The sequence below is a fragment of the Streptomyces sp. NPDC002619 genome (genome assembly GCF_042889305.1).
GTDB lineage: Bacteria > Actinomycetota > Actinomycetes > Streptomycetales > Streptomycetaceae > Streptomyces.
Map to the genome: position 1 here is coordinate 320,383 of NZ_JBIAQV010000002.1, position 18,410 is coordinate 338,792.

Annotated in this window: 18 protein-coding genes and 1 pseudogene; 6 read left to right on the forward strand and 13 right to left on the reverse strand. The window is 71.7% G+C overall.

The features are described from left to right. The first annotated feature begins 10 nt into the window (after positions 1 to 10). Complete coding sequence (locus tag ACFYXB_RS05590; RefSeq protein ID WP_389578037.1) at positions 11 to 484, forward strand: hypothetical protein; 474 nt, start codon at positions 11 to 13, stop codon at positions 482 to 484. A gap of 54 nt (positions 485 to 538) precedes the next feature. On the opposite strand, the gene ACFYXB_RS05595 is transcribed toward ACFYXB_RS05590, so the two are convergent. Together ACFYXB_RS05595 and ACFYXB_RS05600 are read right to left on the reverse strand one after the other, a co-directional pair. Beyond that, a complete protein-coding gene (locus ACFYXB_RS05595) occupies positions 539 to 3,181 on the reverse strand; it encodes a glycosyl hydrolase (RefSeq protein WP_389578039.1) in 2,643 nt (880 codons plus the stop codon). 47 nt (positions 3,182 to 3,228) lie between these two features. Further along, positions 3,229 to 3,816: a GNAT family N-acetyltransferase gene (locus tag ACFYXB_RS05600; protein ID WP_389578041.1), complete on the reverse strand. Its 588-nt coding sequence runs from the start codon at positions 3,814 to 3,816 to the stop codon at positions 3,229 to 3,231. A 139-nt stretch (positions 3,817 to 3,955) separates the two neighbouring features. Here ACFYXB_RS05600 and ACFYXB_RS05605 point away from each other — a divergent pair, with 139 nt between their 5' ends. Then, positions 3,956 to 4,171, forward strand: coding sequence for a hypothetical protein (locus ACFYXB_RS05605; RefSeq protein WP_388500130.1), 216 nt, complete (start codon positions 3,956 to 3,958; stop codon positions 4,169 to 4,171). A gap of 164 nt (positions 4,172 to 4,335) precedes the next feature. Continuing rightward, complete coding sequence (locus tag ACFYXB_RS05610; protein WP_389578044.1) at positions 4,336 to 5,889, forward strand: LCP family protein; 1,554 nt, start codon at positions 4,336 to 4,338, stop codon at positions 5,887 to 5,889. Positions 5,890 to 5,909: 20 nt separating this feature from the next. Here the strand turns inward: ACFYXB_RS05610 and ACFYXB_RS05615 are convergent, their stop codons facing one another. From ACFYXB_RS05615 to ACFYXB_RS05640, 6 genes are all read right to left on the reverse strand, one after another. After that, on the reverse strand, positions 5,910 to 6,308 hold the full coding sequence (locus ACFYXB_RS05615; RefSeq protein WP_389578046.1) for an ArsR/SmtB family transcription factor: 399 nt from the start codon (positions 6,306 to 6,308) through the stop codon (positions 5,910 to 5,912). 57 nt (positions 6,309 to 6,365) lie between these two features. After that, entirely contained in the window at positions 6,366 to 7,313 is a 948-nt protein-coding gene (locus ACFYXB_RS05620; RefSeq protein WP_389578047.1) for an MIP/aquaporin family protein, read from the reverse strand. A 101-nt stretch (positions 7,314 to 7,414) separates the two neighbouring features. After that, on the reverse strand, positions 7,415 to 7,717 hold the full coding sequence (locus ACFYXB_RS05625; protein WP_351358568.1) for a hypothetical protein: 303 nt from the start codon (positions 7,715 to 7,717) through the stop codon (positions 7,415 to 7,417). A 6-nt stretch (positions 7,718 to 7,723) separates the two neighbouring features. Beyond that, the gene (locus ACFYXB_RS05630; protein ID WP_389578049.1) at positions 7,724 to 8,389 is read right to left on the reverse strand and encodes an SDR family NAD(P)-dependent oxidoreductase; all 666 of its coding nucleotides are present in this window, start codon (positions 8,387 to 8,389) and stop codon (positions 7,724 to 7,726) included. 52 nt (positions 8,390 to 8,441) lie between these two features. Then, a complete protein-coding gene (locus ACFYXB_RS05635) occupies positions 8,442 to 9,143 on the reverse strand; it encodes a DUF4328 domain-containing protein (protein WP_389578052.1) in 702 nt (233 codons plus the stop codon). A gap of 47 nt (positions 9,144 to 9,190) precedes the next feature. Next, on the reverse strand, positions 9,191 to 10,648 hold the full coding sequence (locus ACFYXB_RS05640; RefSeq protein WP_389578054.1) for a dihydrolipoyl dehydrogenase family protein: 1,458 nt from the start codon (positions 10,646 to 10,648) through the stop codon (positions 9,191 to 9,193). A 253-nt stretch (positions 10,649 to 10,901) separates the two neighbouring features. On the opposite strand from ACFYXB_RS05640, the gene ACFYXB_RS05645 reads away from it, so the two are divergent. Then, positions 10,902 to 11,669 (forward strand): SDR family NAD(P)-dependent oxidoreductase, encoded by a 768-nt coding sequence (locus tag ACFYXB_RS05645; RefSeq protein ID WP_389578057.1) that lies wholly within the window; start codon positions 10,902 to 10,904, stop codon positions 11,667 to 11,669. A 470-nt stretch (positions 11,670 to 12,139) separates the two neighbouring features. On the opposite strand, the gene ACFYXB_RS05650 is transcribed toward ACFYXB_RS05645, so the two are convergent. From ACFYXB_RS05650 to ACFYXB_RS05660, 3 genes are all read right to left on the reverse strand, one after another. Further along, entirely contained in the window at positions 12,140 to 13,039 is a 900-nt protein-coding gene (locus ACFYXB_RS05650) for a LysR family transcriptional regulator (protein ID WP_389578060.1), read from the reverse strand. Positions 13,040 to 13,094: 55 nt separating this feature from the next. Beyond that, positions 13,095 to 13,511 (reverse strand): hypothetical protein, encoded by a 417-nt coding sequence (locus ACFYXB_RS05655; protein WP_389578063.1) that lies wholly within the window; start codon positions 13,509 to 13,511, stop codon positions 13,095 to 13,097. Between the two features lie 136 nt (positions 13,512 to 13,647). Then, the gene (locus ACFYXB_RS05660; protein ID WP_351351568.1) at positions 13,648 to 14,334 is read right to left on the reverse strand and encodes a DUF6445 family protein; all 687 of its coding nucleotides are present in this window, start codon (positions 14,332 to 14,334) and stop codon (positions 13,648 to 13,650) included. 231 nt (positions 14,335 to 14,565) lie between these two features. On the opposite strand from ACFYXB_RS05660, the gene ACFYXB_RS05665 reads away from it, so the two are divergent. Further along, positions 14,566 to 15,279, forward strand: a complete 714-nt coding sequence (locus ACFYXB_RS05665) for a DUF4142 domain-containing protein (protein ID WP_389578641.1) — start codon at positions 14,566 to 14,568, stop codon at positions 15,277 to 15,279. Positions 15,280 to 15,300: 21 nt separating this feature from the next. On the opposite strand, the gene ACFYXB_RS05670 is transcribed toward ACFYXB_RS05665, so the two are convergent. Next, the gene (locus tag ACFYXB_RS05670) at positions 15,301 to 16,950 is read right to left on the reverse strand and encodes an alpha-amylase family glycosyl hydrolase (protein ID WP_389578066.1); all 1,650 of its coding nucleotides are present in this window, start codon (positions 16,948 to 16,950) and stop codon (positions 15,301 to 15,303) included. 97 nt (positions 16,951 to 17,047) lie between these two features. Here ACFYXB_RS05670 and ACFYXB_RS05675 point away from each other — a divergent pair. Beyond that, positions 17,048 to 17,284: pseudogene (locus ACFYXB_RS05675) on the forward strand (integrase core domain-containing protein); the annotation flags it as partial. Here ACFYXB_RS05675 and ACFYXB_RS05680 read toward each other — a convergent pair. Next, positions 17,281 to 18,225 carry a nucleoside hydrolase gene (locus ACFYXB_RS05680; RefSeq protein ID WP_389578644.1) on the reverse strand — a complete coding sequence of 315 codons (945 nt, stop codon included), beginning with the start codon at positions 18,223 to 18,225 and terminating at the stop codon, positions 17,281 to 17,283. The pseudogene ACFYXB_RS05675 and the gene ACFYXB_RS05680 overlap by 4 nt on opposite strands. Between the last annotated feature and the right edge of the window lie 185 nt (positions 18,226 to 18,410).

Genomic DNA, 18,410 nt, shown 5'->3' on the forward strand with positions numbered 1-18,410 from the left:
CACGAGGGGCATGCTGGAGAACGCAGGAGGTGACGGCATGCGGTGGTGGACCGGGGTGTGGCTGATCACGGGGGTGATGGCGTTGGCCGCGTGTGGTGGGACAGCGGGTGACGGAACCGACGAGAACCACGCCTCCTCGACCGCGGCCTGTGCCACCGGGCATGTGCAGGTCACCGTGTCGCCCGGTGATCCGGTGACGCGGCGGCTGTGTGTGCGGCCCGGGACCGTGGTGTCGCTCGTCCTCCACCCCCGTACCGACGACGCGCGCTGGACCGGTGTGCACAGTTCCGCGCCGGTGTTCGTGCTGCCCGAGGGCTGGCGGCGGGACACGGACGGCACCGCACACACCAACCTGCGGTGCGCCGGTGTCCGGGCCGGCGCCGCCGTGGTCACCGCGTCGGCGAAGGCACCCGATGTGGCGGGCGCGCCGCACATCGTCTTCACGCTGGACGTGATCGTGGTGCCGTACGGACGAGAGGGGTGACCCCTGGGCGACGGACGCCCCGGGATCACCCCTCCGCTCGAGCCTCGCCTGACGTCAGCCGAGGTCACGCACCTTGAAGGTGTAGATGCCACGGCCGTGCGTCGCCGCGTACAGCGTCCGCCCGTCCGGGCCCAGCTTCAGCTGGAGCACGGCGACGGCGGGCAGCTTGCCGACGCGCTTCCACGTCGTGTGGCCCGGGGCGCGGTAGACGACGCCCAGGTCGGTGGCGACGGCGAGGCCGCCGTTCGGGGTGACGACCGCCGAGTTGGTGGGCACGTCGGGGAGGTTGGCCGAGACGTCGGTCCAGGTGGTGCCGCCGTCGCGGGACTCGAAGACGTGACCGACGCCCGCGCCGGGGCCCTCGGTCCAGTGCCGGGAGAAGCCGTTGACCGCGAGGAAGACGTGGTCGGCGTTCTTCGGGTCGATCGCGAAGCCGCTGAGGTAGCGGTTGGGCACGGTCCCGTCCACCGGCAGGTTGATGTCGTGCCAGCCGGTGCCGTCCGCGTTGCCGACGGCGATGCCACGGGCGAAGCCCTGGTCGTTGCAGGGGCCGCACCAGGCCGCGTACACCTTGCCGCCGGAGGCCGCGACGGCGGTCGCGGTACGGCCGGCGCCGAGGTCGTGCAGGCTGGTCCACTCCGAGCCGCTGCGGATGGCGTAGCCGTGGGTCTGGACCCAGATGTGCCGGCCGCCCGCGATCCAGGTGTTGCTGTTCTTCAGGTCGGCCGAGAGCGGGGCGATGAAGCGGGCCTCACCGGTGGCGTTGTCGGCGGGCGCGACGCCGTACGACGTGATCTTGCTGGGGTCGTTCACCCAACTTCCGTCGTTGACCGCACAGTTCTGGGTCACCTGGATCGCGAGGTAGACGTACTCCTCGGCGATGTTGCACCCGTTGGCGGGGTCGGTGAGGGTGTCGCCGCCGTCGCCGCCGAAGTTGGAGCCCATCACCTTGTCGTTGCTGCGCAGCAGCGACTGGCCGTTGTCCTGCAGACCGCCGTTCACGGCGACGCCGCCGTGGTCCAGGTCCTTGCCGATGCCCACCGAGTAGTACTGGAGGGTGTCGATGGTGCCGTCGTTGAGGGAGGTCCAGTCGGTGGCGTGCCCGTCGGAGTCCTGGGAGCCGCGGACGGGGCGCTTGTAGACGCCGCCGTCGTTGCCGACGTACACCCAGCTCTTTCCGTGGTAGCGGCCGATGGCGACGCCGTGCTGGTCGGAGTGGGTGGTCGGGTTGCAGTCACCGGTCTGCTTGGCCGGGTCGATGCTCCAGCAGGAGAACCCGAAGTTCCAGTACGGCCCGACGGTCGACCAGTTGGTGCCGCCGTCCTTGGTCTCGTAGACCTCCTCGAGCCCGGCGTACACGTGCTCCGGGTCGCTCGGGTCGACGGTGAGGAACTGGTTGTACCAGGCCTGGACGCCGGGCATGTAGCCCCCGGAGGTCAGCGCCGAACCGCTGGCCGCGAGGCCCTTGTAGTCGGCGATCTTCGTCCAGGGGCCGGTCGGGGAGCCGGACTTGGAGACGAAGAAGCCCTCCAGACCGCTGTCCGGGTTGGTGTTCAGCTGCTCCGGCGACTGGTCGATGGCGTAGTAGCGGGAGCCGTCGGCGGAGCGGGCGAAGGTGACGTTGCCGACGCCGTCCGGGTCGGCGGGGAGGTCGCCGAGCCCGCTGGTGATCCGCTTCCAGGTGCCGTCGGAACCCTTGGTGTAGAAGCCGTTGTAGTCGTCACCGCTGCGCCAGCCGATCGCGAGGACCACCTTGGAGGGGTCCTTCGGGTCGATCGCGATGTCGTTGGCGATGTTCTTGTACGCCGCGGAGGAGTCGTGCGCCTTCGAACCGCCCGGCAGATAGTCGGGGTTCGGCGCGAACTCCAGCTTCCAGGCGCCGCCGAGCTTCTTCGTGGAGTGGCTCCACACGCCCTCGCTGGTCGCCGCCCACACCTTGCCGCCACCGAAGCGCAGCTGGTGGACGGTGGTGCTCTCCAGCTCGTCGCCGCCGACGCGGCTGCGGGTGGAGAACGTGCCGCGGTGCGGGTCGGACAGCACGTAGACGCCGCTGCCGAGGTACGCGTCCGCGTTGGTGGTCGCCTCACCGGTGCCCAGCCAGAGCCGTCCGCCCCCGTCGACAGCGAGCGCGCCGGTCGACTGCGAGGGCAGCGCGTCGCTGATCGCCTGCCAGTGCCCGCCGCCGCTGCGCGACCGCCACACCCCACCGCCGGCACTACCGGCGTACACGTACCCGTCGTCGTCGGCGGCCATCGCGGCCATCCGCCCGGTCACATACCCCGAACCACCGCTGGAGTTGGAGTCGAAGTCGCGATAGCGCCCGTCGTCGGAGTTGTACGGCAGATCGGTGATGTTGCTCCAACTGCCGCCGGTGCCACGCAGGTTGGCGAGACTGCTCCAGGCGGCTCCGTAGGCGCCGGGGGCGACGATACCGGGGGAGGTACGGGCCTCGGCGTACTGATCGGCACCTTCGGCTATCTCGTCGGCCTCGCCACCGCCGTCGTCCTCGCCGGCCAGACTCGGCGTGACGACGCCGGCCGACCCGTCGCGCTCGGCGGCGAGTCGGTCCTGGGCACGGACTCCGAAGGGGCTGCCGTGGCGGGCGGGCGCGGCGCCCGCGGGTATCGCTATCAGTCCGGCGGACGCGGTGATGGCACAGATCGTGAGCCATCGTCTCTTGCGAATTGCTGCTGGCACCAGAAATCTCCCGAGCGGGCGTTGATGAGCCGTCGCAGCAGACCCGATCACGCATGGCCGTTGAGTTCCGGATTTTGGCCAGACCTTGACTCGAACCTGTCGGTAAGGGCGTCTGTCGGGAGGGCGACCCCCGCACCTGGCGGCGCGGTGAAGTCCGCAAGGCTGCGGAGATATGACAGACCGGGGCGACCGGAGAGCTGTCTCTCGCCGACTACGGCGAACCCCGAGCGGGCCAGCACGGCCCGTGATGCCGCGTTGTCGAGCGTGGTCGCGGCGCGCAGGGTGGTCAGCCCGTAGCTGTTGGCGGCGAGGTCGCACAGCTCCCGTACGGCCCGGGTGGCCAGCCCCCGGCCCGCGGCACGCTCCGCGATCCGGTACCCGAGTTCGGCGCCGCCGTCCGTCACATCCACGAGATTGACCCGCCCCAGCACCTCGCCCTCGGCGCCGACCAGCACATGGAAATAACAGACACCAGCCTCCTGCTCGGCAAGCAGGGCACGGTGCCGCTCGTCGAACCGGGCGAAGTAGTCGTCGCCTCGGTCAGGGATGGACTTGGCGAAGTAGGCCCGGTTCTCCTGCTCGAAGGCGAGCAGTGCGGGGGCGTGGCCTGGACGGAGCAGCTGCATCTCGGGCATGAACAGGAACATAGACAACCCAACCGCCGCCCGGTCCTTGTTCTGTGGCAGCCCCTCACCCCGGCCCCGAGTGACACGCATCACGATTCCCGAGAGTTGCGCCAGATTTAAACTGTCGCTCGTGGATTCCAAGGACGTGATGGGGTGGGAGACCGCCGTGCTGGACGGCGGGCCCGCCGACGGGCTGCGGATGAAGGTTTCCGGGCGGCCGCGGGTGATCCAGGTGACGTACCCCTGCGAGGTGGAGGCGCCGCCCGAACACGGCGTGCGTGCGGAAGCTGTGTTCGTCTACCGCCGCGACTTCCATGTGAAGAGCGAGCCGTTGCGCTACGGCTTCGACGTCGCCAGTCCCTGACGGGCGCCACATGCGGGACTTACGGGGCGGAAGAGGGGGCGGCGTACCATCTGCCAGCACTGCTGCCACCCTTGCTAGATTGCGCAACTGTACAACCACAGGGCGGGGCCACACGCGTCCCCTCCGTATGAGCCGGACCGGTACGGACGGATGAGGGCGCGCGGATGACGACGACGAGGGAACACGAGACGGCGACGCACCGTCGGCGCCGTAGCGAGCCGCCCCGCAACGGCTCCGGTCATGGCCGCCGCTCGGCACGCGGCCGCAGGCGGAGCCCCTGGCGGACCCTGCTTCTCGTCGCGCTGGCCGTGGTGGTGCTCGGCACGGCCGGGCTCGGCTGGATCTATCTGAAGCTGAACGGCGACATCAGCACCTTCGACGGCGACGGCCTGTCCAAGAACCGTCCCGACGCCGCCGCCTCCAAAGGTGAGAACGTCCTGGTCATCGGCTCGGACGCGCGCAACGACGGCAACAGCGCGCTGGGCGGGGGCAACAAGGACGACATCGGCCGCTCCGACACCGCGTTCCTGCTGCACGTCTACGCCGATCACAAGCACGCCCTGGCCGTCTCCGTCCCCCGCGACACCCTGGTGACCATCCCGCCGTGCAAACTGCCCGACGGCACCTGGACGAAGACACAGACCGACACCATGTTCAACGCGGCCTTCTCGATCGGGCAGACGGAGAAGGGCAACCCGGCCTGCACCCAGAACACGGTCGAGCAGCTGACCGGTCTGCGCGTGGACCACACCGTGGTCGTCGACTTCAAGGGCTTCGCGGCGCTGACGGACGTCGTCGGCGGGGTGGAGGTGTGCCTGCCGAACGACGTGTACCAGAACGACCTCAACCCCAAACGCCCCACCCAGGGCAGCCGGATCTTCAAGAAGGGCGAGCAGAAGGTCTCCGGGCAGAAGGCCCTCGACTACGTCCGCCTGCGCCACGGCGTCGGCGACGGCTCCGACATAGGCCGCATCCAGCGCCAGCAGGCCTTCGTCTCCAGCCTGATGAAGAAGATCAAGAGCGACGGGCTCACCCCGACCAAGCTGCTGCCGCTCGCCTCCGCCGCCACCAAGTCCATGACCGTCGACCCGGGACTGGGCTCGGCGGACAAGCTGATCTCCTTTGCGATGTCGCTCAAGAACGTCGACCTGCACAACACCAAGTTCGTGACGATCCCCTGGCGTTACGAGGGTTCACGCGTCGCCGTCGTCGAGCCGGACGCCTCCGACCTGTGGGCCGCCCTGAAGGCCGACCGCACCATCGACGGCAAGGACGCCAGCGGCAAGAAGAAGAAAGCGAGTGCGAGCGCGCCCGCCTCGCCGAGTCCCGCCGAGAGCGTCTCCGGCGCCGGTATCGACGTCGCCGTCTACAACGGCACCACCACCCGCGGCCTCGCCTCCGAGGCGGCCAGGGACCTCACCGCGCACGGCTTCACCGTCACCGGCACCGGGAACGCGCTCAACACGCAGCACGCCACCACGGTCGTCCAGTACGGCCCGGGACTGCGCACCCGGGCCGACAAGCTCGCCAAGCTGTTCCCGGGCGCCCAGCTCCAGTCCATCGGCGGAGCCGTGCTCAACGTGGTCGTGGGCGCCGACTACGCCGCCGGCACCACCGCCTCGCCGGCCCCGACCGCCGTCCCCAGTTCGGTGGCCGACGGAGCACGCTCGGCCGACGACGACCTGTGCTCCAACCTGACGTACGGGGCGGGTGGTTGACGGGTGCGGGCGCGGGCCCGCTAGGCGCCGGTCCCGGGGGACCTCGGTGCCGGTACGGCGGGCAGGCCGGCGCGTGCGGCGAGCTGACCCACCATCAGGCGGACGACGGTGACCACGTCGGGATCGGCCACGTAGTAGATCTGCCGCCGGCCCTGGCGGCGGGAGCGGACCAGGCCCGCCAGTTTCAGCTTGGCCAGGTGCTGGCTGACCGCGGGCAGGGCGCCGCCCACCCGGTCCGCGAGGTGCGTGACGTCGCTCTCGCTCTCGGACAGGGCCCACATGATGTGCAGCCGGGCCGTCGAGGCGAGCAGCCCGAAGGCGGCGGCCGCCTCGGCCAGCACCTCGGCGGAGGGATCCTGGATGCCCCCGATCCGCGCCACAGCCCTCTCCCGTCCGCCCGCGTCACAGCCCACGCACATGTCCCGCCCAGTGTAGGAGTCGGCACCGGGGCCTTCCGCCGGGCGGCCGCGGGCCGCTCACTCCTCGTCGGACGTCGTCACGGGCCGGGTCCGGCCGGGTTCCGGAAGTTCGCCCATCTCTGCGCGCAGCTGCAGGACGTCGCCGATGAACAGGTCGTACACCAGCACCCCGATCATCCCGCCGACGAGCGGGCCGACGATGGGGATCCAGAAGTAGTTGCTGTACGCACCGGGCGAACTCCCCGGGAACGCCAGCTGGTTCCAGCCCGCGATCCAGGTGAGCAGGCGCGGCCCGAAGTCACGGGCCGGGTTGATGGCGTACCCCGCGTTCGCCCCGTACGACATGCCGATCGCGGCCACCGCGAAGCCGACGACCAGCGGCCCGAGGTTCGCCTTCACCGCAGTGTTGCGCAGGTCGATGACAGCCACGATCAGCATCACCAGGAACATGGTGCCGACGATCTGGTCGATCAGCGGGCCCCAGACCCCGCCGTGGAAGTACGGCGCCGGGAACGTCGCGAAGATCGAGAACGTGGCGACCGTGTGCCCGTTCGTCTTCGGCCCCTTCACCGTCGCGTCGTAGGTGTTGATCGCGTCGTGGTAGACGAGATACACGAGCGCTGCGCCGGCGAACGCGCCGATCACCTGCGAGATCCAGTACGGCACGACCTTGATCCACGGGAACTTGCGGCGCACGGCGAACGCCAGCGTCACCGCCGGGTTCAGATGCGCGCCGCTGACGCCGCCGGCCACATAGATGCCGAAGACGACGGCCATGGCCCAGCCCCAGGTGACCAGCAGCCAGTCGCCCGCGGCCAGGAAGATCGTCGTGGTCGTGGCGGCACGGCCCGATCCGGGCAGCGCCGCCACCGCCATGGCGACCGCGCCGCAACCGAAGGAGATGAGAACGAACGTCCCCAGGAACTCAGCCAGGCATTCGCCCAGGAGGCCACCGCGGCGTCTGAGCACGGAGGGTTTGACCAGGGGAGGGATTTCCACAGCCATCTTGACCCCCTTGCAGGGTGCAAATCCGGACAACATCACCATCGTGACGTAGAACCGGTGTTCCGCCACCGTGGGTGCGGGCGCCGTGGTCTCAGGCGGTATCAGCCCTGGGCGGGCAGGTCCGGGTGCGTGAACAGGAACACGAGATACGCGATCGCGGCCAGTGTCCCCACCAGGGACAGCAGACCGCCCACCACGGCCCGGGGCCGGCTCGCGCGACCATCCAGCGCCTCCAGGTGCTCGATGCAGGCGCACACCAGGCCGATCAGGCCGAGCGGCAGCGCAACGAAGCAGGTGAGCATCCAGAACGGGCAGCAGAACCAGACCGCGACGGACGCCCCGCCGAACCAGACGGCGAGTTCCTTGTCGCGGCGTATGTCCTCCAGACCCCCCTCGGACGTCATGCGCCCTCAGCCGTCGAGGTCGTCGGCGTAGTGGCGGAAGCCGTGCCGGGTGCGGTGCAGGTCCCACAGGGTGTCCGCGAGCACGGCCGGGTCCTTGCGCTCGTGCCCCGGGACGATCGCGCCGGGGATGACGAGCTGCGCGACATGGATGCCGTCGGCGGCGAGGGTGTCGTGCAGCAGATGGCCGTACGCGCTCTCGGCGGCGAAGGCGATCGAGGTGCCGGCGCGGTCGGGGTGCGGGACGACGGCGGTGCCGCCGTTGACGAACAGGATCGTGCCGCGGCCCAGGGCGCGCATACCGGGCAGCACCCGCTGTACAGCGGCGACGGGACCGTAGACGGAGAACTCGACCGGTCCGACCAGGTCCTGGTACGTGGTCTCCAGCACCGGCCGCATGAAGTCCCGCTGCGGGACCGGGCTGTACTGCAGCACCTCGACCGGGCCGAGCGCCGCGGCCGCCTCGTCCAGCGCGGCCGCCAGGGACTCCGGGTTCCGCACGTCGGCGGTGAACCCGCGCGCCGTGACTCCCTCTGCGCCCAGCTCGGCGGCCAGGGCGTCGAGCCGCGCCCGGTCACGGGCGACGAGCGCGACGTCGTACCCCTCCCGGCCGAAGCGGCGCGCGACGGCGGATCCCAGCCCGGGGCCCGCCCCGATGATGGCGATGGTGGTCATGGTGAGTCCCGTACCCCGTCTGTGTCCGGCCCTGCCCACATGCACATGAACGTTACGGTCGTATCGGCTCCGACGCCGGGACATCGGCCGCCGGTCGCGTCCAGGTCGCCGCCCGCCGCAGCTGGGCCTCGGTGACCGTGCGGACCATGAGTGCCCCGGCCACGGCCGCGCCGATCACGGCAGCGTCGGACGCCAGCAGCGGCCACACCTCGGAGTAGGCGCGGGCGATGACCTGGTCCGCGCCGTCGTCGTAGACCAAGCCGACACCGCTGAAGGTGCCGAGCAGCCACAGGACCCACCACACGTTCAGCACGAGCGGCGCGGGCCGGTCCGGGTCGCTCGCCAGGTGGGCATCCGCGATCAGACCGCGCGGCACCCACAGATTCACGATCGGCGCGATCCAGCCGAGGTAGACCCAGAACCCGGCGTACCGGGGCTTCTGTCCCGAGAGCACGCGCGCGTTGTCCCGGACCCGCCACAGCCACGACAGGAACACGGCCGCGCAGAGCAGGGCGACGCCGCCGCCGAGGGAGGAGACCGAGTGGTACGAGTTCTCCAGCGCGGTCAGCTGGCGGTGCGTGCCGCCGCCCTGGTCCGGCGGGCCGGACGCGGGCTCCCCGGCCACCGCGAGCCGGATCTCCCACACCGCCCGCGCCGCCCAGGCCGCGCCGGCGAGCAGCAGCATGACGGAGGCGCACCGGGCCACGAGGGCGACCGGCCGGAGGGCGGGGGCGCGCGCTATGTGATCAGCCATCCGCGCATCCTGTCGTACGGCGCACCCCCGCGCCAGACTCCTCGGACTCAGTCCTCGGCGTCGCGCGCCGCCGCGATGAGGAAGATCCAGATCTCGCTGACCGTCGGGAACGAGGCGACCGCGTGCCGCAGCCGCTTGAGCGGCACCTCGCCGACGACCGCGACGGTCGCCGAGTGCAGCAGTTCACCGACCCCCGGACCGACGAACGTCGCCCCGAGCAGCACGTCCCGGTCGCGGTCGATCACCAGCCGGGCGTGGCCCGGATAGCCGTCGGCGAACAGGTTGGCGCCCTGCGCGGCGTTCATGTCGAGGTCGACGGTCCGCACGCGGTGTCCGGCGCGTTCCGCCTGCTCGGCGCTCAGTCCGACGGCCGCCGCCTCGGGGTCCGTGAAGAAGACCTGCGGTACGGCGTGCTGGTCCGCGGTGGTGGCGTGGTCGCCCCAGGGCGCGTCGTCCAGCGGCCGGCCTGCGGCCCGCGCGGCGATGGCGTCGCCCGCCGTCCGCGCCTGGTACTTGCCCTGGTGCGTGAGCAGGGCGCGGTGGTTGATGTCGCCGAGCGCGTACAGCCACGCTCCGTCGACGCCCTCGACCAGGCCGGTGGTGTCCACGTCCAGCCAAGTGCCGGGGGTGAGGCCGATGGTGTCCATACCGAGGTCGTCGGTGGCGGCCCTGCGGCCGGTCGCGAACAGCGCCTCGTCGGCCTCGAGTTCGGTGCCGTCGTCGAGAAAGAGGGTGACGGGTCCGGCCGGGTCCGGGCGGCGTACGGCGGTCACCCGCACGTTGGTGCGCACGTCCGCGCCCGCCTCGGTCAGGCTTTGGGCGACCAGTTCGCCGGCGAAGCGTTCCATGCGGGGCAGCAGCGTGTGGCGGGCGAGCAGGGTGACGTGTGAGCCGAGCCCCTGCCAGAGGGTGGCCATCTCGACGCCGACCCCGCCGCCACCGACGACGGCGAGCCGGGCGGGCACGGCGGAGGAGTCGGTGCCGTGCCGGTTCGTCCAGGGCCGGGCCTCCTCGATGCCCGGCACGTCGGGCAGCACCGGCTTGCTGCCCGTGGCGAGGGCCACCGCGTGCCGGGCGGTGAGGGTGTGCCGGGCGCCGTCGTCGCTGGTGATGGTGACCCTGCGGGGACCGTCGATACGGCCGTGTCCGCGGTACAGGTCGGCGCCGATGCCCTTCACGAACAGGGCCTGGCCGCCGTCGTCCCACTCGGTGACGTACCGGTCGCGGCGGGCGAACACGGCCTCCGTGTCGAGCGGCCCGGTGACGGCCTGCCGGGCGCCGTCCACCCTGCGGGCCTCGGCGACCGCGATGACCGGCCGCAGCAGGGCCTTGCTGGGGACACAGGCCCAGTAGGAGCACTCGCCGCCGACGAGCTCGCGCTCCACGACGGCCACGGAGAGACCTGCGGCGCGGGCCCGGTCGGCGACATTCTGGCCGACGGGGCCGGCGCCGAGGACGATCACGTCGTACACGCCGTTGTCCTGGGTTTCAGGTGCTTCGCTCATCGTTTCCTCGCCTCGCGATCGGTGTGCTGTCCGTGTCGTACAACGGCCCCTCTCCCACCGTGCATCGCACGGCGGCCATGCGCCTCGCCGAGGGCGGCCATAACCGCCGCCTTTCGCCACCGCCCCGCTTATGACGGCCCTCGGATCCGCCTATGGCCGGACCGGAATCCCGGACCGGTGCCGGGCCTTGGGATTCGCGTCACCTCGCGGAGGTGACTCGGACATCCCCATCTCGAAACGAAGGACGGCCCTCATGACTTCTGTTGATCTGACCGGACGTGATCTGACCGGACGCGTGGCGCTGGTGACCGGGGCGACCAGCGGCATCGGCGCCGCGACCGCGACGCTGCTCGCCGAGCGGGGCGCGCATGTGCTGGTCGCGGGGCGCGATGCCTCACGCGGCGAGTCGGTGGTCTCCGCGGTCCGGGCGCGCGGCGGCAAGGCGGACTTCGTCGCCGCCGACCTGCGGGACGCGGCGTCGGCGCGACGGCTGGCCCGCGAGGCCGCCGAGTTGGGCGGCGGACGGGTGGACATCCTCGTCAACAACGCGGGCGTCTTCCCGTTCGGGCCGACGGAACAGGCGTCGGCGAGCGATGTCGACGCGGTCTACGACCTGAACGTGAAGGCCCCGTTCCACCTGGTGGCCGAGCTGGCACCGGGCATGGCCGAGCGCGGGCACGGGGCGATCGTGAACGTCAGCACGATGGTCGCGACGTACGGCGTCGCCGGGATGGCCCTGTACGCCTCCAGCAAGGCGGCGCTGAACGCCCTGACCAAAGCGTGGACCGCCGAGTACGGCCCGCGCGGCGTGCGCGTCAACACCGTGGCCCCGGGCCCGACCCGGACCGAGGGCACGGCCGACATGGGCGACAACCTCGACGCCCTCGCCGCCCAGGCCCCGGCGGGCCGCCCCGCAGCCCCGACGGAGATCGCCGAGGCGGTCGCCTTCCTGGCGAGCGACACGTCGAGCTTCGTCCAGGGCGCACTGCTGGCGGTGGACGGGGGGCGGACGGCGGTGTGAGGGGCGGGGCGCCGGAATGACGCTCGGGCTGTACGCCGGGCCGCCGAGCGGGCCGCGTGCCGGGCTGCCGCGCGCGGCCGTACGCCGGGCCGCCGGGCGGGCCGCGTGCCGGACGGCCGCGCGCGGCCGTACGCCTGTCTCGCGCGCCGGGCCGGTGGACACACAGCCCCCGGACCCCGGCCTGACGTGCGGGCCATACGCCGGACTGCCGCGCGGGGCCGTACGCCGGTCCGACGCTCGGCACCGTGCACCCACCTCACGCGCCGGGCCGGTGGCGCACGGTCACCGGCCCCCCAACGGCCGCAGCCGTACGCCCGTCTCACACGGCGGGCCGGGCCGGTGGGCACACAGCCCCCGGCCGCCAGCCTGACGTGCGGACGGTACGCCAGGCGGCCGCGGGGGGCCGTACGCCCGCCTCACGCGCCGGGCCGGTGGCCGCACGGTCACCGGCCCCCGGTGACCGCCCCCGCTCAGCCCCCCGCCGTCCTGTCCAGCGTCGCGATGAAGAAGCCCAGGTCGCGGCGGGTCGAGTCGGCCGGCCAGACCGCCCAGGTGCGGCGTACCAAGGGGTGGCCGGTCAGTGGGGACCAGGTCACGTGGTCGGGGAGTGGTTGGTGCCAGGCGGGTGGGGCCAGTGTGAAGGACTGGCCGGCGGCGACCGCGGCCAGTTTCACGTCGGCGATCAGCGCCTGGCCCTCCGGCGCGTCCGGGCCCAGGTCGAGACCGTGTCCGCGCAGGATCGCCGTCAGTTCGTCGAACCACGCGGGGCTGCCGGAGCGTGGGAACCCCACCCACTGCAGACCGACCAGCGCGTCGAGGGCGATGCCGTCCGGCCCGGCGAGCTCGGCGGCGTGCTCCGTGGCCAGCAGGACGCCCAGCCGCTCCCGTACGACGAGCAGCGCGTCGAACTCCGGCCCGGCCGGCCGCTCCCGCAGGAAGCCGACGTCGAGCTCACCGGCGCGCAGCGCGGTCAGCTGCTCGGCCGTGGACAGATGCCGGGCCTGCACCCGCGTGTCCGGATGCGCCTCGGCCAGCTCCGCCAGCGCCGGGTCGAGCAGCCCGGCCGGCAGCTCCAGCGGAATCCCGATCCGCAGGGCCCCGCCACCCGGTCCGGTGTAGCGGGCCATCACCCGCAGCGCCTGCTCGTGCCGGGCGAGGACCGCGCGGGCCTCGCCCAGCAGCGCGGTCCCCGCCTCGGTGGCCCGCACCCCCGTACTGCCGCGCACCAACAGCCTGACCCCCAGCTGCCGTTCGAGCCCGCCGACGGTCTGCGACAGCGCGGGCTGGCTGATGTGCAGTCGGCGCGCGGCGGCCGACAGCCCGCCCTCCTCCACCACCGCGACGAACGCCCTCAGCTCCCTCAACTCCATGCCCCCATGCCACCACGCACCCGGGAACGCTGTCACTCACGCCCCGGTAGTCACCTCACGCCGCGTGCTTCTCCGGGTGGTACACCGCGAGGGCCCAGATCACGAACATGTCGATGGCGATCATGACGATCGACCAGATCGGCGCGTACGGCAGGAACAGGAACTGCAGGACCATGCTCAGCGACGCCAGGGCGATACCGACGGCCCGCGCCCATTCGAAGCCCTTGAGGATGCCGACACCGGCGATGACGGCCACGACGCCCAGTACGACCAGGATCCAGCCCCAGCCGGTGAGGTTGATCTTGTAGACGTAGGCACCGACGCGCGCCCACACGTCGTCGGCGGCGATCGCGGAGATGCCCTGGAGGATCGCGAGGATGCCGTTCACCAGCATCAGAACACCCGCAAAGACGATTCCACCGGAGACCCAGCCGCTGTTCGCCGGCTTGGTCGCGTGCACCTGCTGTGCCATGTCGTACCTCCACCGTCATCCCCTGACCGCCCCCTGTCGTGCATCTCGCCTACGACGATCCGGCCAGGACGGGCCCTCCACCACGGGTATTACGCCGAACAGGTGAAGGGGCTCACGGGTGGCACGCGACGGACGCTCAGGCCATCCAGAAGAAGACGGCCGTCATCCGCTTGTCCTCCAGCGTCGTGCCGGAATAACCGGTCGCGCTGTGCACGAGGTTGGCGTTGTAGAGGAGCAGCCGGTTGTACTTGTGCGGCACACGCACGTCCTCCTCGAACGCGTCCGGCGCGACGAAGCGCGTGCCGAGGGCCTCGACGAGGTTGTTGTGCGGGGCCTGGACGACGTTGCCGCCGAGCCGGCCGCCGGGCAGGGACTGCCGGAAGAAGCTGGTCCCGCAGTCCTTGGGCACGGCGGGGTTGAGATAGAGCACGGCGGCGTACCGGCACAGGGCGCGCGAGTCGGTGTGCGGCCGGGGCTCGCTCTCCCCCTCGCCCACCACCTGGACGCAGTTGTGGTTGAGCGTGCCGCCCCCGGGCGCCTTCTGCACCCACAGCTCCTTGGCCCCGGTGGCCTTCTTCACCAGCCGCTCGACCCGCCCCAGCTCGGCGGGTTCGAGCCCCGGCATGGTGCGCAGCCCCGGCCAGGTCTCCGACGTGTACGGATACCCCTTGACCCAGTCGTCCTTGGCGAGACACCGCTCCCGCACGGCGTCCACCTCGGGCAGGACATCGTCCAGAACCCAGTAGTCACGCCCCTTGGTGGGCTTGCGGTACGGCAACACGGGCAGCGCGGCGGGCACTTGGGACCGAGCGTGTGGGGGCATGCGGCGAAGGTAGGCCAGCCCTTCCCTCGGACTCTCCCACGAACCGGTCAACGTTTCCCCAACGCAGACCAAGAACAACCCTGTTCGACCGCCTTGGTTCTTTGCCGAAACCATTGAGTTCCCACGCTTCCGCGTCCGTACCTCTCGGTGGCCGAACCGCTTCAGGGCGGGATGTACGACCGGGCAGGAGGCACGGTGCGCTTTTCGCGGAACGCTACGGGGACTCTGTTCGTGGGCGGTGCCCTCACATTGACCCTCGCGGCGCTTGCCTACCCGAGCATGCTGGGGCTGACCACCGTCTCGAGTTCGCCGTCACGGGTCATCGCCCAGACGCAGTGGGGGCCGCTCACGGAGGCGGACCGGGACTTCGTGGTGAAGGTGCGGGCGGCCGGACTGTGGGAGTACCCGGTCGGGCAGATGGCCCTGAAGAAGGGGACCAGCAAGGGAGTTCTCGTCGCGGGGCAGCATCTGATCTCGGGGCACGCCGCGCTCGACGCCACCTGCCGGACGATCGCCCCACAGCTCGACATCGTCATCCCCAACCAGCCGAGCGCGCAGCAGCAGGGGTTCATCAACACGCTGAACGCGGACAGCGGCAACAAGTTCGACACCGACTTCGCCAACATCCTCCGCATCACGCACGGGCAGATCTTCACGACCGTCGCGAAGATCCGGTCCACCACGAACAACACCCTGGTGCGCGCCCTGGCCGATCAGGCCAACACCACCGTCCTCGACCACATCACGGTCATGGAGAAGACCGGACTGGTCAATTTCGACCAGGTGCTGTTCCAGCAGACCACCCCGCCGAAGCTGCCCGCCGAGGACATGACTCCACTGCCGCCCGTCCCCGGCCAGCCGCAGGTGGTACTCACTCCGCCGGCGGGGGACACGGGTGCGGGCGGCGGGCAGGTCACGCCCAGTCCCAGTCCCACGATCGGGTGAGGCTCTGGGGCCGGCCGGGACTCACCCTCCCAGCCACACCGTCGTGTCCGGCGGCAGCCCCCCGTCCTCCGGCAGCGTCCCGCTGCTCAGCAGCACCTCGCCCCGGGGCAGCGGCACCGATGTGTCCGACAGGTTCGTGACACACCGCCAGGCCTCGGAGCGGGCGAAGTGCAGGACGCCGGGCGGGGTTTCGGGTGCCCAGGTCAGGGACTCGCCCTCCAGCAGCTTGCGGCGCAGGCGCAGGGCCGTGCGGTAGAGCTCCAGGGTCGAACCCGTCACCCCGGCCTGCGCCTCGACGGCGTACGACGAGAAGGACGGCGGCTGCGGCAGCCACGCCGGCGCCGGGCCGAAGCCGTACGAGGGGCCCGTTCTCGTCCACGGCAGCGGCACCCGGCAGCCGTCCCTGCCCTTGCGGGTGTGGTCCGTCTGTTCCCAGACAGGGTCCTTGAGGGCCGCGGCGGGCAGGTCGGCGACCTCGGGCAGGCCCAGTTCCTCGCCCTGGTAGACGTACGACGATCCGGGCAGCGCGAGCATCAGCAGCGTGGCCGCCCGCGCGCGCCGCAGCCCGGCGTCGGGGTCCACCCAGGGCGAGCGGCCCCCGGACAGCAGCCATGCGTTCTCGTCCGTGCCGGGCGGCAGCGCGAGCCGGGACGCGTGGCGGATCACGTCGTGGTTGGACAGGACCCAGGTGGCGGAGGCGCCCGCCGTGCGGGCCGTCGACAGGGCCTCCGTGATGGCGGCGTGCAGCTCGGTCGCGCCCCAACTCGTCTCGAGATACTCGAAGTTGAACGCCTGGCCCAGTTCGTCCGGGCGGGCGTACAGCGCGCGGCGGGCGGCCGGTACCCAGGCCTCGGCGACCGCCGTGCGGGGCGGGGTGTAGGCGTCGAGAACCGTGCGCCAGTCGCGGTAGATCTCGTGGACCTCGTCCCGGTCCCAGTAGGGGTGCGTGCCTGGGGCCACCCGTACCAGGGACTCCTCGCCCGTCACGCCCAGGTCGCCCACGTCCCGCAGCGGCTCGGCGAGGTCCTTCGCCAGGCCGTGGGCCACGTCGACGCGGAAGCCGTCCACGCCCCGGTCGGACCAGAAGCGCAAAGTGGTGCGGAAGTCGGCGCGTACCTCGTCGTGGTCCCAGTCGAGGTCGGGCTGTTCGGGGGCGAAGAGATGGAGATACCAGTCGCCGTCGGGGATCCGGCGCCAGGCGCTGCCGCCGAAGACCGACTGCCAGTCGGTGGGCGGGAGTTCGCCCTCCCGGCCCCGGCCGGGACGGAAGACGTAGCGGTCGCGGGCCGGGGATCCGGGACCCGCGCGCAGGGCCTCCTGGAACCAGGGGTGCAGGTGCGAGGTGTGGTTGGGGACGAGGTCGACGACGACCTTCAGGCCCAGCCGGTGCGCCTCGGCGACCAGGGCGTCGAAGTCGTCCAGGGTGCCGAGGCGCGGGTCGACGGCACGGTGGTCGGCGACGTCGTAGCCGCCGTCGGCCAGTTCGGACGGGTAGAACGGGCTCAGCCACAGGGCGTCCACGCCGAGCGTGCTCAGATGGGTCAGGCGCTCGGTGACGCCCCTGAGGTCACCGAGCCCGTCGCCGTCGGCGTCGGCGAAGCTGCGCGGATACACCTGGTAGATGGCGGCCTGCCGCCACCAGTCGGGGTTCCTCGACGAAAGGTCGGTCACGCGGGCTCCCTCCGGAACAACGACGGCAACTGGAACAACGTCAACACACGGAAGTCTGTCCACATTGCCGGGAAATCACCGCGAGCGCGAAACTTCCGGCGCGACCGGCAGGCGCACCCGCGCCTACCGGCCGCAGACCAACGGCAAGGTCGAACGCTTCAACCGCACCCTGCTCGACGAATGGGCCTACGTCCGCCCCTACACCAGCAACACCGAGCGCACCGCCGCCCTGGACAGCTTCCTGCACAGCTACAACCATCACCGATGCCACACCGCACTCGGAGGCCAGCCACCCATCACCCGCGTGAACAACCCTGCGGGTCAATACACCTAGGGCCTGTCCCCCTCGACGGTCTCCAGGTACAACCGCACGTACCGCTCGACATCCACGTCCAACGCCACGTCCACGAGGGCCTGTTCGCGTACCCCGTCGTGGATCTCGGACTCGCCGGGGCGCGGGCGGCGGTCGACGACCGTCTGGCCTCGCGTGGGGCCGGGGGCCAGGGACACCTCGACGGGCAGTCGGCGCGTGGTGATGCCGGCCGGGTCGGCGACCGCGCAGACGGCGCCCGCGTCGCCGAGGCCGCCCGCCGGGTCGTCTCCGTCGGGGCCGGGGGAGGCCGGGCGGTGGGCGAGAAGGTCGCCGGCCAGGCGGGCGCCGGGTTCCGCGCTCGCGCGCAGCCGCCGTACGTCCGTCCCCGGGACGACGACCCGGGTGAACACGTCGAGGCCGTACATCGTGATCGGCACCCCCGCGGTGAGCAGGATCGCGGCCGCCTCCGGATCGTGCCAGACGTTGAACTCGGCGACCGGCGTGGCATTCCCGGTGGCCACCGCGCCGCCCATGAAGACGATCCGCTCGATGTTGCGGGTCACCTCCGGATGCGTGCGCAGCAGCAGGGCGATGTTGGTCTGCGGGGCCGTCGGGATCAGGGTGACCGGGCTGGGGGACGCGAGGATCTCGCGGCGCAGCAGGGTCACGGCGTCCACGTCGGCCAGGGTGCGGGCGGGCACGGGCAGGCCGAGGTCGCCCATCCCGTCGGCCCCGTGCACATGCCGGGCCGAACGGGCGGGCTCGATCAGCGGCCGCTCGGCCCCGCGGGCGACGGGAACGTCCCCGGCGCCCGCCCGCTCCAGCACGGTCAGGGTGTTGCGGACGACGCCGTCCACGTCGGTGTTCCCGGCGACACAGGTGACCGCGCGCAGATCGAGCCCCGGGTGACGGACGGCGAACAGCAGGGCGAGGGCGTCGTCGACTCCGGTGTCGCAGTCCATGATCACGGGGATGCGCGTCGTCCACTCGTCGGTCACGGCGGGGCTCCTTTCACGGGGCCGTAGAAGTCCACGGGCTGCCGACCCTATGCGCCCTCACTCCCACAACGCGGCACCGCGAGCCGCGACCCGGGCCGCGACCCGGTGCAGCAGCACGTCGGCGGGGAGGACGCCGGGCCTACGGCCGT